This window comes from Pseudomonas sp. GL93 (genome assembly GCF_003408955.1).
In the GTDB taxonomy this organism is placed as follows: domain Bacteria; phylum Pseudomonadota; class Gammaproteobacteria; order Pseudomonadales; family Pseudomonadaceae; genus Aquipseudomonas; species Aquipseudomonas paracarnis.
On sequence record NZ_NKRF01000057.1, the window covers coordinates 79407 to 91733 of the forward strand.

Below are 12327 nucleotides of genomic sequence, written 5' to 3' on the forward strand. Positions count from 1 at the left end.
TGCGCCTGAACAGTTTGATGAGGTTTTAACATGGCTGAACGTCTGAATAACGACTTCCAGTTCATCGATGTCGGGCGCAAAGATCCGAAGAAGAAACTGTTGCGTCAACGCAAGAAAGAGTTCGTGGAAATCTACGAACCCTTCAAACCCCAGCACTCAGCCGACCAGGCCCACCGCTGCCTGGGGTGCGGTAACCCGTATTGTGAATGGAAGTGCCCGGTGCACAACTTCATTCCCAACTGGCTCAAACTGGTGGCCGAGGGCAATATCCTCGCCGCCGCCGAGCTATCGCACCAGACCAACACCCTGCCGGAAGTCTGCGGCCGGGTGTGCCCGCAAGACCGCTTGTGTGAAGGTGCCTGCACCCTCAACGACGGTTTTGGCGCGGTAACCATCGGTTCGGTGGAGAAGTACATCACCGACACCGCGTTCGCCATGGGCTGGCGCCCGGACATGTCCAAGGTCAAGCCGACTGGCAAGCGGGTCGCGATCATCGGCGCGGGCCCGGCGGGCCTGGGGTGTGCCGACGTGTTGGTGCGTGGCGGCGTGACCCCGGTGGTGTTCGACAAGAACCCGGAAATCGGTGGCCTGCTGACCTTCGGTATCCCTGAATTCAAGCTGGAAAAAACCGTACTGAGCCACCGTCGTGAAGTGTTCACCGGCATGGGTATCGAGTTCCGCCTCAATACCGAGATCGGCAAAGACATCACCATGGAGCAACTGCTCGCCGAATACGATGCGGTGTTCATGGGCATGGGCACCTACACCTACATGAAGGGCGGCTTTGCCGGTGAGGACTTGCCGGGCGTGTATGACGCGCTCGACTTCCTGATCGCCAACGTCAACCGCAACCTGGGCTTTGAAAAGTCGCCGGAAGATTTCGTCGACATGAAGGGCAAGAAGGTCGTGGTACTGGGCGGTGGCGACACTGCGATGGACTGCAACCGTACCTCGATCCGCCAGGGCGCCAAGTCGGTGACCTGCGCGTATCGCCGTGACGAAGCCAACATGCCCGGCTCGCGCAAAGAGGTGAAGAACGCCAAGGAAGAAGGCGTGAAATTCCTCTACAACCGCCAGCCGATCGCCATCGTCGGTGAAGACCGTGTGGAAGGTGTGAAGGTGGTCGAGACCCGTCTTGGCGAACCGGATGCCCGTGGCCGTCGCAGCCCCGAGCCGATCCCGGGTTCCGAAGAGATCATCCCGGCCGACGCCGTGGTCATCGCCTTCGGCTTCCGCCCAAGCCCGGCACCATGGTTCGAGCAGTTCGAGATCCAGACCGACAGCCAGGGCCGCGTGGTAGCCCCGGAACAAGGCCAGTACAAGCACCAGACCAGCAACCCGAAGATCTTCGCCGGTGGCGACATGGTGCGCGGGTCTGACCTGGTAGTGACGGCGATCTTCGAAGGCCGCAATGCCGCCGAAGGCATCCTGGATTACCTTCAAGTTTGATTTGAAACACGGTCAACTGTGGGAGCTGGCTTGCCTGCGATAGCGATAGTGAATTCACCACCGCCATCGCAGGCAAGCCAGCTCCCACACAAACCCCATTCCAGATAGGGTTTGATGGTGTCTGTCATACCGCAAGACACCGCGACAAATTGACCCGATAGACAAAAGGCACGGTGCATTCCGTGCCTTTTGCGTCGCGCTCTGAGAAAATGCCCGCACTTTTTTTGCGGATGCCGACATGACTGCCCTCAAGAACGACCGTTTCCTTCGTGCCCTGCTCAAGCAACCCGTAGACGTCACCCCGGTGTGGATGATGCGTCAAGCCGGTCGCTACCTGCCGGAATACCGCGCCAGTCGCGCCAATGCCGGCGACTTCATGAGCCTGTGCATGAATCCTGCGTTCGCCTGCGAAGTCACGATGCAGCCGCTGGACCGCTATCCACAACTGGATGCGGCCATCCTCTTCTCCGATATCCTCACCATCCCCGACGCTATGGGCCAAGGCCTGTACTTCGAAACCGGCGAAGGCCCGCGCTTCAGGAAAGTCGTCAGCACCCTCGCTGATATCGAAGCCCTGCCGATCCCTGACCCACACAAAGACCTGGGCTACGTGATGGATGCTGTGAGCACCATCCGCCGCGAGCTCAACGGCCGCGTGCCGCTGATCGGCTTCTCCGGCAGTCCATGGACCCTGGCCACCTACATGGTCGAAGGCGGGTCGTCGAAAGACTTCCGCAAGACCAAGGCCATGCTCTACGACAACCCGCAAGCCATGCACCTGTTGCTGGACAAGCTGGCGCAGTCGGTGACCTCTTACCTCAACGGCCAGATCATGGCCGGTGCGCAAGCGGTGCAGATCTTCGATACCTGGGGCGGCAACCTGTCGGCGGCGGCGTACCAGGAATTTTCCCTGGCCTACATGCGCAAGATCGTCAGCGGCCTGATCCGCGAGCATGAAGGCCGTAAAGTGCCGGTGATCATGTTCACCAAGGGCGGCGGCCTGTGGGTGGAAAGCATCGCCGATGCTGGCGCCGATGCATTGGGCCTGGACTGGACCTGCGATATCGGCGAAGCCCGCCGTCGCGTCGGCAACCAGGTGGCGCTGCAAGGCAACATGGACCCGACCGTGCTGTACGCCAAGCCGGAAGCGATCCGTGCCGAAGTCGGGCGCATCCTGGCTAGCTACGGCAAAGGCAGTGGCCACGTGTTCAACCTTGGCCACGGTATCACCCCGGAAGTGAACCCGGAGCATGCCGGCGCGTTCCTGCGTGCAGTGCACGAACTGTCGGCGCAGTACCACGAGTAAAACGCAAAACAAAATGTGGGAGCTGGCTTGTCGGGTCGCCGCATCGCTGCGATAGCGGTGTTGAATTCACCGCCGCCATCGCAGGCAAGCCAGCTCCCACATAAAGCAAGTAGCCTCAGGTTTCCACATGCCCCAACGGCGGCAACTTCGCCAGCCTCAACGCCACCAGCAACGCGCCGATCAGTAGCGCGATAATGAACCCGCCAATCCCGTTCCACCCGGCAAAATGCCAGAAGAACCCTCCCGCCGTCCCGGCAATGCTCGACCCCACGTAGTAGCAGAACAAGTAGAGCGACGACGCCTGCCCCTTGGCTTTCACCGCACGGCGCCCGATCCAGCTGCTGGCCACTGAGTGGGCGCCGAAGAAGCCGAAGGTGAAGATCAGCATGCCCGGCACCACCAGCCACAACGGTGTGAACAGCGTCAGGGCCATGCCGGCGAGCATCAGCACGATGGTGGCCCACAGCACCCGACGGCGACCGAGGCGGTCTGCCAGGGAGCCGATCTTGGCCGAGCTGTAGATACCCGAGAGATACACCAGCGACAGCAGGCCCACCACCGCCTGGCTCAGTTCATAGGGTGAGGCCAGAAGGCGATAGCCGATGTAGTTGAACATCGTCACGAAGGCGCCCATCAGCAGGAAGGCTTCGAGAAACAGCCATGGCAGGCCGGCGTCCTTGAAGTGCATGACAAAGCCATCCACCAGGTTGCGCGGCTTGAGGCTGCTGGCGCGGAAGTTGCGCGATTCGGGGAGGATCTTCCAGAACACCGTGGCAGCGATCAACGCCAGGGCACCGATGATCAGCATTGCGGTGTGCCAGCTGACGAAGTCGATCAATACGCCGATGATCAGGCGCCCGCTCATGCCGCCAATCGCGTTGCCGCCGATGTATAGGCCCATGGCCAGGCCGATGTGCTGCGGGTGGATCTCTTCGCTGAGGTAGGTCATGGCCACGGCGGCCAGGCCGCTCAAGGACAGGCCCACCAGTGCGCGCATCAGCAGGATGCCCTCCCAGCTTGGCATCAATCCACTGGCGATGGTGGCCAGCGCCGCACAGAACAATGCGGCAACCATCACCGGCTTACGGCCCAACCTGTCGGATATCGGCCCGGTGATCAGCAGGCCGCAGGCGAGCATCGCGGTGGCGACGGACAGAATCAGGCTGCTTTGCGCCGCATTGATGGAAAATTCATGGGACAGCGCCGGCATCATCGGCTGCACGCAATACAACAGCGCAAAGGTGGCGAACCCGCCGGAGAACAGCGCCAGCACGGTGCGCATGAACATCGGCGTGTCTTTTTCGATGTACTCGTCATTAAGCTGCGCCACCACCTCATCGAGGGCTGAGGGCGGGGTGTGTTGGGCAAGTGGAGCAACAGCAGGATTCACGGGGGACCTCGGGGAGGAAAGTCTGCCAGGACTGACAATACGAAAAAGAATATAGCTGGCTAATGATTCTTTCCAATATATTGTTCGACCTGTTTGATAGGTTCTACGACCTAATGAGGTGTGCATGGAATTACGTCACCTGCGGTACTTCATCGCCGTCGCTGAAGAACTGCACTTTGGCCGCGCCGCGCAGGTGCTGGGCATCTCGCAGCCGCCCTTGAGCCAGCAGATCCAGGCACTGGAGCAAGAGGTGGGGGCGCGGTTATTTGAGCGTACCAATCGTCGGGTCGAGCTGAGCGAGGCCGGGCGCTTGTTCCTGCAAGAGGCACGGCTGGTGCTGGCCCAGGTCGACAAGGCAGCGGATGTGGCGCGCAGGGCACAGTTGGGCGAACTCGGCGAACTGAAGATCGGCTTCACATCTTCCGCGCCGTTCAATTCCAGTATTCCCCAGGCGATCTTTGCGTTTCGCCAGGCTTTCCCAGCAGTGCACCTCAACCTGCAAGAGATGAGCAGCACCCAGGTGGCCGAGTCGCTGATGGATGAGTCGATCCAGGTCGGGCTGATGCGGCCGTTGCCCTTGCCCGACTCACTGAGCGTGGTCGAGTTGATGCGCGAACCCTTGGTCGCGGTACTGAGCGCCGGCCACCCGTTGGCGCAAGGCAGCGAGCGCGGCTTGCACCTGGAGCAATTGGCCGAGGAGCCTTTTGTGTTCTTCCCGCGCAGTTACGGCAGCGGCTTGTACGCGCAGTTGCTCAACCTCGCTCGCGACGCCGGGTTCAGCCCGCACTTTGCCCAGGAAGCAGGGGAAGCAATGACCATCATTGGCCTGGTGGCGGCGGGGTTGGGGGTGTCGGTGCTGCCGGCGTCTTACCAGCGCATCCGCATTGATGGCGTGGTCTATCGCACCTTGCTCGACCCGCAGGCGGTGACGGCGGTGTGGCTGGTGCAGCGCAAGGGCGCGCAAACGCCGATGGCGAAGGGGTTTGTGGAGCTATTGACGCGTAGGGCGTCGGTGTAGGCCGGGTCACATATTAGGTAACGCAACCAGCTTAGTTATTTGCCAGAAATTTGCGCAAAATCGCTTTTTTCAGGCGAGTGGATATGGATGGCACTTCTCTATCAGCCCAAGGAGGGCAGCGTGTTGATTTGTGATTTTCGTGGCTATGAGGTTCCGGAAATTATCAAGATTCGACCCGTTATTGTGATACGCAAACACCGAACCAATAAGCTGCTCGTAACGGTGGTACCCCTGAGTACTACTGCTCCACAGCAGGTGTTGGAGCATCATTTGCAGCTTGATAGCCACCTTCACGGAGCGAACCCGATCTGCTGGGCTAAATGCGATATTGTCGCGACAGTCAGCTTGGGCCGATTAGACCGAATCAAAAGTAAAGATCGTCATGGCAAACGAACTTACAAAATCGCCGAACTTACCCATGACCAGTTTTCGGCGATAAAAGCGGCGGTGCGCAGTGCGCTTGGGTTGCGATAAAGCAGGATACGAATGGGCGGCGTTTTGCCACTGATTGCAGGTAACCCGTTTTCAGGCATACTGCCCGAGTTCCCGAAAGGGGCTTGTGCGACTCTGAGGATCCTGGGTAACCAGCCATCGCAGAGCCAGGCAGGAAGCGGCGATGACAAGCCAACCTGTTTGTGAAGAGGGCGCCGAAAGGCGCCCTTTGTCGTTTCTGGCCTTACTGCATTCCGGCCGAGCGCAACCCCGCCAGAATATCCCGATCCAGCATGCTCACCCAACGGTTGTAGTTGCGATGGATCTTACCGTCCTTGTAGCCCAGGTCGCGGCTGTCGCGGTAGGTGATGGCGTAGCTGTTGCGGGTGTAGCGGATGTCGATGGCGGCGTAGAACTGGCCGCGCACGGTGATCTCGGCCTGCACCAGTTGCGGGCTCAGGCGTTGTACCGTCCACTCGCGTTTTTGCAGGGCGGCGACGATCACTTGTTTCATTTTTTCTTCGCTGACCTGGCTTGTGGCCGGCAACTCATGCTGGGTGTTGAGCACCGGTTTGCTGGTGCAGCCAGCCGTGGTCAGCAGGGCCAGGGTGATCAGGGTAGCGCGTAGCAGGGAAGACATTCCGTTTTCTCCGGTCGATTAAAAAGTCAGGCCCAGCGGCGGAAGATCAACGAGGTGTTGACGCCGCCGAAGGCAAAGTTGTTGTTCATCACGTAGTCGTTGTGCATCTGGCGAAAGCCACCTTGCAGGTAGTCCAGCTCGCCGCATTGCGGGTCGACCGAATCCAGGTTGAAGGTGTGCACGTACTGGTCGCGGTTCATCATCTCGATGCTGAACCACGATTCCAACGCCCCGCACGCGCCCAGGGTGTGCCCCAGGAAACTTTTCTGCGAACTGATCGGCATACGGCTGCCAAACAGGCTGCTGGTGGCCAGGGTTTCAGCGATGTCGCCCTGATCGGTGGCCGTGCCGTGGCCGTTCACGTAGCCGATGGCGGACGGTTCAAGACCTGCGTCTTCCAGGGCCAGCTCCATGGCGCGGCGCATGGTTTTCTGTTCCGGGCGGGTGGTGTGCTGGCCGTCGGCGTTGCTGCCGAAGCCGACCAGCTCCGCATGAATATGCGCGCCTCGCGCGAGTGCGTGTTCCAACTCTTCGAGCACCAGCATGCCGCCGCCTTCACCGATCACCAGGCCATCGCGGCCGCTGTCGTAGGGGCGCGGGCTGGTTTGCGGCGCGTCGTTTTTCAGGCTGGTGGCGTACAGCGCATCAAACACCATGGCTTCGGTGGGGCACAGTTCTTCTGCGCCGCCCGCAAGCATCAACGGCAGGCGCCCGAACTTGATTGCCTCATAGGCGTAGCCGATGCCCTGGCTGCCGCTGGTGCAGGCGCTGGAGGTAGGAATCAGCCGGCCCGTGAGGCCAAAGAAGATGCTGATATTTGCCGCCGTGGTGTGGGGCATCATGCGCACATAGGAATTGGCATTGAGCCCCTCGGCCACCGAGTTGAGCAGCATATTGCCAAACGCCTTGATCTCATCGGTGCTGCCGGTGGACGAGCCGCAGGCCACGCCCATGCGCCCGTCCTTGATCGACTCGTCACCGAGCAAGCCGGCGTCCTGCAGGGCCTGCTCCGCTGCCCACACCGCCAGGCGCGAGACGCGGCCCATGCTGCGCAGTTGTTTGCGCGTCCAGTGAGCGGGCACGACGAAATCGTCGATAGGGCCGGCCAGGCGCGTGTTCAACTCGGTGAAACGGTCCCACTCATCCATGCGCCGGATGCCGCTGCGGTTGGCGCGAAAGTTCGCGGCGATGGTGTCCCAGTCGCTGCCCAGGGAGGTCACGCCGGCCATGCCGGTGACGACAACGCGCTTCATCAGCACAGGCCCCCGTTCACGGCCAGCACCTGGCGCGTGATATAGCCGGCTTCGGCGGACATCAGGAAGTTCACTGCGCCAGCGACTTCTTCCGGCGTGCCCATGCGTTGGGCCGGGATCATTTTCATCAGTTCTTCTACCGGCACGTTTTCATCCAGCATCGCGGTGTCGATCAGGCCCGGCGCCACGCAGTTGACGGTGATCTTGCGCTTGCCCAATTCAATGGCCAGCGCCTTGGCCGCGCCGATCAAGCCGGCTTTGGACGCGCTGTAGTTGACCTGGCCGCGGTTGCCGATCAACCCGGACACCGAGGTAATGCACACGATACGCCCGGCGGCGCGACGCCGAATCATCGGCATCATCACCGGGTGCAGCACGTTGTAGAAACCATCCAGGTTGGTGCGCATCACCACATCCCAATCGTCTTCCGACAGGGCAGGAAAGGCGCCGTCGCGGGTCAGGCCGGCATTGAGCACCACGCCGTAATAGGCACCATGTTGCTCCACGTCGGCTTCAAGAATGGCCTTGCAACTGGCGCGGTCGGACACGTCGAATTGCAGCACCCGCGCCTTGCGACCCATGGCCTCGATCTCGACCTGCACGGTGTCGGCTTCGGTGCGGCCGTTGCGGCAATGCAGCACGATGTCATGGCCGGCCTGGGCCAGGCGCAGGGCAATGGCGCGGCCGATGCCACGGCTGGAGCCGGTGACCAGTACGGATTCAGTCATGGCGTTTCGTCCTTCGATTCATCTAAATAGTTGGCCGCCTGGGGCGGTCGAAATACGTTCAAGCGCGCGCTGGCCTGGATGCCGTCGCCGGTGAGGTGGCATTCGAACACACCCATGCCGTTGTCGTCTTCCAGGGAGCGCAGGCCGTGGATGTTCAGTTCGGCACCGGCCGGGAAGTGCTCCACATTGCACTCGAACTTACGCGTGCCCAACAGGAAGCCCAGCTCCACGGCCTTGCCTTGCTGGCGTGCATGGCAACCGGCATAGGCGGCGACGCTTTGCGCCATCAGCTCGATGCCGACCCAGGCTGGCAGGCTGCCGTCATCACGGTTGAATAGGCCGCCGGGCTTGACGGTGACGCGGGTGTGGATCTGCTCTTCATCGAACGACAGCACCTGGTCGATCAGGATCATGTCGCCCGCGTGGGGCAGCAGTTCGGCGAGTGGCCAATCGATCATGGGGCCTCTGCGATTATCAGGCTGACATTGTTACCGCCGAAGGCAAACGAGTTGCTCATCAGGCAGGTTTTTTTCAAGCTGTCGCCGCTGCGCACCCATTGCAACCCGGGCAGCGCCGGGTCGGGATGGCCGTCCCATACGTGGGGTGGCAGCAGGCGATGGGTCAGGCTCAGCCAGCAGAACGCGGCTTCCAGGGCCCCGGCAGCGCCGAGGGTGTGGCCGGTCATGGGCTTGGTCGATGAGCAGGCGACGCCGCCGGGAAACAGGCTGGCGACCGCCAGGCTTTCCATGGCGTCGTTGTGTAGGGTCGCGGTGCCGTGCAGGTTCAGGTAGCCGATCTGCTCGGGCGAAAGCTTCGCGCAGGCTAAGGCCTTGCGCATGGCCAGCAACGCGCCCTTGCCACTGGGCTCGGGCGCGGAGATATGGTGCGCGTCGCAACTGGCGCCGCTGCCCAGCAAGGCGATGGGGGCCGACTCGCGGCTCATCAGGAACAGCACCGCCGCTTCACCGATATTGATGCCGTTGCGGTTCACCGAGAACGGATTACAGCGCTCGGCAGACACGGCTTCCAGCGCGGTAAACCCGTTCAGCGTCAGCTTGCACAGGCTGTCCACGCCGCCGCAGATCACCGCATCGCACACCCCCAGGTCCAACAGGCGCTGGGCACTCATCAATGCACGGGCGCTGGAGGTGCAGGCGGTGGAAATCACATAGGCCGGGCCGCTCACGTTCAACCAGTCAGCGAGGAAGTTGGCCGGAGCGCTGAGTTCCTGTTGCTGGTAGTCGTAGTCAGCGGGGAACTGCGTGTTCTGCAGGTAATGGGCAATGCCACGGCTGGCTTCGTCAATGCCCGAGGTGCTGGTGCCCAGCACAACCCCGACCCGGCCAGGGCCGTAGGTTTGAATGGTCTGACGAATCTCATCTTCAATCTGCAGCGCCGCTTCCAACAGCAATTGGTTATTGCGGCTGCTTTGCTGGGCCAGCTCAGGGGGCAGGCTCGCCAGTTCGCCGTGTACGGCGGCCACCGGCACTACGCGTTCCGGCACCCAGCCGCTTTCGGCACGCATGCCCGAACAGTCGCCGGCAAACAGGTTGCGGCTGACTTGCGCCTGGCCACGGCCAAGGGCGCAGATCACGCCAAGGGCATTGAGGTAGGCGGTCATCGGCTCACACCCAGCGGGGTGATGCGGTAACTCAGCGGCGGGGCGGCCATGTTCACGCTGAACACCTCCGAAGACTGGTAGACGATCTGCCAGTGGCCCGGCAGCGTGCGCGTCAGGTCCATGGCCTGGGCAGTGGGATACAACGCCGGTACGTCACCGGGCGCGGTCAGGGCAAACAGCAGCGCGGCAAATAGCGTGCGCGCCTGGGGGTTGGGCGGCAGCAAGCCGTCTGCTTGCCACTGCCCATCAAGCAGTTTTTGCCGGGCCAGGGGAATGCCCAGCGGGTCCATCATCGACCAGCGAATCGCGCGGCCTTCGCGCTGGATCACCAGCAGCCAGTCCTGGCTCTGGCCGTCCGCCAGGCGCTGCACATGCAATTGCATCGGCAAGGCCAGGGCCGGCATTTTTTCCGGCAGCGGCGCCTGGCTGGCGCAGGCGCCGAGCAGCAGCAGGCAACTTATCAACAGCAGGCGCATCATGGGGCCGCATTCTCCGCAGGTTTACGGGCCACGCAGTTGACCAGGGTTTCCTCGCGCTGGCCCACCGGCGGTGCCCTGCGCAGGCCCCAGCGTTCCCGCAGGCCGAAGTCACTGGAACGGCTCCACCACAAGTAAGGGTACGAAATGTTCTGTGCAGCGAACTCAAAGCCCTGCTCGCGTAGCATCTCCAAGTACTCTTCGGCGCTCTTTTGCACATGCATCGGGTGGCGGAACAGCCAGCGAATCACCCAGGTGTCGATGTAGGCTTCGGTGGATTCGGCGAACAGCAAATAGCCGCCCGGCTTGAGCACCCGATAGAACTCCTTGAGTGCGCGATGTTGCTCCACCAGATGATGGAAGGTCTGGTGGCAGAACAGGATATCGACGCTGGCATCCGCTAGGTTGAGGGTCGCGCAGTCGCTGCCGATCAACTCGACGTCCAGGCCCAGCCGCGCGGCTTCTTCACGGCTCAGTGCCAGGCTGTGAGGGTCGGCATCCAGGCCGATCAGGCGCGAAGGCGCAAACACCTGATGCAGCAACTGGAAGGATTTGCCCTGGCCGCAACCGGCATCCAGCAACACCGGCGCCACCGGCAGCGGCTCGCTGAACAGGCTGCGCAGGTCATTGATCGCCACGCGCAACACGTGATGCTGCCAGGTATGGCTGCGCAGGAACCAGAAACCGAACTTGGTCTCTTCGACGTAGTTTTGACTCAGGTAGTTTTTTTCAACGCCTGGGCTGCTCATACCGGCTCACTCGCACAAATTTCAGACAGCATCCGCAAGCGCCGCTTGGGCTCGCTGACAAACGGGTTGCGTTCATCCCAGGCGTAGCCGGCCAGGATCGAGCTGATCATGCGGCGAATCTCCGCGGAGCTGCCAGGATGGAAAATCACGTCCTGGAACGTGCCCGCATACCAGCCTTCGACGTAGCAACGGAAGGTATCGACACCGCGTTTGAGCGGTTCGGCGAACTCGGTTTGCCAGTCCACCGTTTCGCCGCTCAATTGGCGGTGCAGCACACCCGCGGCCATGCTTGCCGAACGCATGGCAATGGTCACGCCGGAGGAGAACACCGGGTCGAGGAATTCCGCCGCGTTGCCCAGCAGCGCAAAGCCTGGGCCGTGCAGGGTTTTGACGTTGGCCGCGTAGCCGCCGATGGTGCGCGCCGGGGTGTCCCAGACGGCATTTTGCAGCACGCCGGACAGGCTTGGGGTTTGCTCGATAAAGCTGCGCAGGCAGGCGTCGAGGTCGCTGTCGGCGCCCTCGAAATGCTCCTTGGCCGCGACCACGCCCACCGAGCAACGGCCGTTACTGAACGGGATGGTCCAGAACCAGATATCGCGCTGGGTCGGGTGAGTGGTCACCAGGATTTTGCTGCGGTCAAAGCCTGGGTGTTCGATACGGTCTTCGACGTGGGTGAACACGGCCTGGCGCAGCGGGAAATTCGACGGTGCTTCCAGGTCCAGCAGGCGTGGCAACACACGGCCATAGCCACTGGCATCGAGCACGAACCTGGCCTTGAGGTGGTACTCGCTGCCATTCTCGCGGCGCACATGCAAATACCGGCTCTCGGCAGAAAAATCCACGCCGACAATGGTTTGGCCATAGCGGATTTCCACGCCTTGCAGCGCCGCCTGGTCGGCCAGCAATTTGTCGAACTCGCCGCGCTGCACTTGGAAGGTGGTGGGCTTGCCGTTGCTGAAGGTATCGCTGAAATCAAAGGCACTGTAGCGCTCGCCCCAGGCGAAGGCCGCGCCGGTTTTTACCTGGAAGCCTGCCGCTTGCACAGCGTCGAGCATGCCGGCTTCTTCGATAAAGTCGATGCAGTGCGACAGCAGGCTTTCGCCAATCGAGAAACGCGGGAAATGCTCGCGCTCGATGATCAATACATCATGCCCTTTGCGCTTTAACAGCGCGGCCGCGATGGCACCGGAAGGCCCGGCACCGATCACCACCACCTGGCGACGTTCCATTTCAACTGTGGGCACGAGGGCTCCTTGCCGCATAGG

The 12327-nt window shown here is 61.8% G+C and carries 13 protein-coding genes; 4 read left to right on the plus strand and 9 right to left on the minus strand.

Annotated elements, in window-relative coordinates:
• Positions 1-30: 30 nt before the first annotated feature.
• Positions 31-1449 (plus strand): FAD-dependent oxidoreductase, encoded by a 1419-nt coding sequence (locus tag CER19_RS09260; protein ID WP_003187920.1) that lies wholly within the window; start codon positions 31-33, stop codon positions 1447-1449.
• 238 nt (positions 1450-1687) lie between these two features.
• Positions 1688-2755: a uroporphyrinogen decarboxylase gene (hemE, locus tag CER19_RS09265; protein WP_116666197.1), complete on the plus strand. Its 1068-nt coding sequence runs from the start codon at positions 1688-1690 to the stop codon at positions 2753-2755.
• A 115-nt stretch (positions 2756-2870) separates the two neighbouring features.
• On the opposite strand, the gene CER19_RS09270 is transcribed toward hemE, so the two are convergent.
• Entirely contained in the window at positions 2871-4145 is a 1275-nt protein-coding gene (locus tag CER19_RS09270; protein WP_116666198.1) for an MFS transporter, read from the minus strand.
• 124 nt (positions 4146-4269) lie between these two features.
• Between CER19_RS09270 and CER19_RS09275 the strand changes: the two genes are divergently transcribed.
• Positions 4270-5163, plus strand: a complete 894-nt coding sequence (locus tag CER19_RS09275) for a LysR family transcriptional regulator (protein ID WP_116666199.1) — start codon at positions 4270-4272, stop codon at positions 5161-5163.
• Between the two features lie 87 nt (positions 5164-5250).
• Positions 5251-5637, plus strand: coding sequence for a type II toxin-antitoxin system PemK/MazF family toxin (locus tag CER19_RS09280; protein WP_032893936.1), 387 nt, complete (start codon positions 5251-5253; stop codon positions 5635-5637).
• A 202-nt stretch (positions 5638-5839) separates the two neighbouring features.
• On the opposite strand, the gene CER19_RS09285 is transcribed toward CER19_RS09280, so the two are convergent.
• The 8 genes from CER19_RS09285 to CER19_RS09320 are packed head-to-tail and all read right to left on the minus strand — an operon-like array spanning position 5840 to position 12306.
• Positions 5840-6235 (minus strand): hypothetical protein, encoded by a 396-nt coding sequence (locus CER19_RS09285; protein ID WP_032893934.1) that lies wholly within the window; start codon positions 6233-6235, stop codon positions 5840-5842.
• Positions 6236-6261: 26 nt separating this feature from the next.
• On the minus strand, positions 6262-7488 hold the full coding sequence (locus CER19_RS09290; protein ID WP_116666200.1) for a beta-ketoacyl-ACP synthase: 1227 nt from the start codon (positions 7486-7488) through the stop codon (positions 6262-6264).
• The gene (gene fabG, locus CER19_RS09295) at positions 7488-8216 is read right to left on the minus strand and encodes a 3-oxoacyl-ACP reductase FabG (protein ID WP_116666201.1); all 729 of its coding nucleotides are present in this window, start codon (positions 8214-8216) and stop codon (positions 7488-7490) included. The genes CER19_RS09290 and fabG overlap by 1 nt, the downstream gene beginning before the upstream one ends.
• Positions 8213-8674: a hotdog family protein gene (locus CER19_RS09300; protein WP_116666202.1), complete on the minus strand. Its 462-nt coding sequence runs from the start codon at positions 8672-8674 to the stop codon at positions 8213-8215. The genes fabG and CER19_RS09300 overlap by 4 nt, the downstream gene beginning before the upstream one ends.
• Positions 8671-9837 (minus strand): beta-ketoacyl-[acyl-carrier-protein] synthase family protein, encoded by a 1167-nt coding sequence (locus CER19_RS09305; RefSeq protein WP_116666203.1) that lies wholly within the window; start codon positions 9835-9837, stop codon positions 8671-8673. The genes CER19_RS09300 and CER19_RS09305 overlap by 4 nt, the downstream gene beginning before the upstream one ends.
• Positions 9834-10316 (minus strand): hypothetical protein, encoded by a 483-nt coding sequence (locus CER19_RS09310; protein WP_116666204.1) that lies wholly within the window; start codon positions 10314-10316, stop codon positions 9834-9836. The genes CER19_RS09305 and CER19_RS09310 overlap by 4 nt, the downstream gene beginning before the upstream one ends.
• Positions 10313-11062 carry a class I SAM-dependent methyltransferase gene (locus CER19_RS09315; RefSeq protein WP_116666205.1) on the minus strand — a complete coding sequence of 250 codons (750 nt, stop codon included), beginning with the start codon at positions 11060-11062 and terminating at the stop codon, positions 10313-10315. The genes CER19_RS09310 and CER19_RS09315 overlap by 4 nt, the downstream gene beginning before the upstream one ends.
• The gene (locus tag CER19_RS09320) at positions 11059-12306 is read right to left on the minus strand and encodes an NAD(P)/FAD-dependent oxidoreductase (protein WP_116666206.1); all 1248 of its coding nucleotides are present in this window, start codon (positions 12304-12306) and stop codon (positions 11059-11061) included. Before CER19_RS09320 ends, CER19_RS09315 begins: the two co-directional genes overlap by 4 nt.
• Between the last annotated feature and the right edge of the window lie 21 nt (positions 12307-12327).

Bases quoted from the DNA above. Each gene is read 5' to 3' on its own strand.
- CER19_RS09260 (WP_003187920.1), top strand. From the start codon at position 31: ATGGCTGAACGTCTGAATAACGACTTCCAGTTCATCGATGTCGGGCGC.
- hemE (WP_116666197.1), top strand. From the start codon at position 1,688: ATGACTGCCCTCAAGAACGACCGTTTCCTTCGTGCCCTGCTCAAGCAA.
- CER19_RS09275 (WP_116666199.1), top strand. From the start codon at position 4,270: ATGGAATTACGTCACCTGCGGTACTTCATCGCCGTCGCTGAAGAACTG.
- CER19_RS09280 (WP_032893936.1), top strand. From the start codon at position 5,251: ATGGCACTTCTCTATCAGCCCAAGGAGGGCAGCGTGTTGATTTGTGAT.
- CER19_RS09285 (WP_032893934.1), bottom strand. From the start codon at position 6,235: ATGTCTTCCCTGCTACGCGCTACCCTGATCACCCTGGCCCTGCTGACC.
- CER19_RS09290 (WP_116666200.1), bottom strand. From the start codon at position 7,488: ATGAAGCGCGTTGTCGTCACCGGCATGGCCGGCGTGACCTCCCTGGGC.
- fabG (WP_116666201.1), bottom strand. From the start codon at position 8,216: ATGACTGAATCCGTACTGGTCACCGGCTCCAGCCGTGGCATCGGCCGC.
- CER19_RS09300 (WP_116666202.1), bottom strand. From the start codon at position 8,674: ATGATCGATTGGCCACTCGCCGAACTGCTGCCCCACGCGGGCGACATG.
- CER19_RS09305 (WP_116666203.1), bottom strand. From the start codon at position 9,837: ATGACCGCCTACCTCAATGCCCTTGGCGTGATCTGCGCCCTTGGCCGT.
- CER19_RS09310 (WP_116666204.1), bottom strand. From the start codon at position 10,316: ATGATGCGCCTGCTGTTGATAAGTTGCCTGCTGCTGCTCGGCGCCTGC.
- CER19_RS09315 (WP_116666205.1), bottom strand. From the start codon at position 11,062: ATGAGCAGCCCAGGCGTTGAAAAAAACTACCTGAGTCAAAACTACGTC.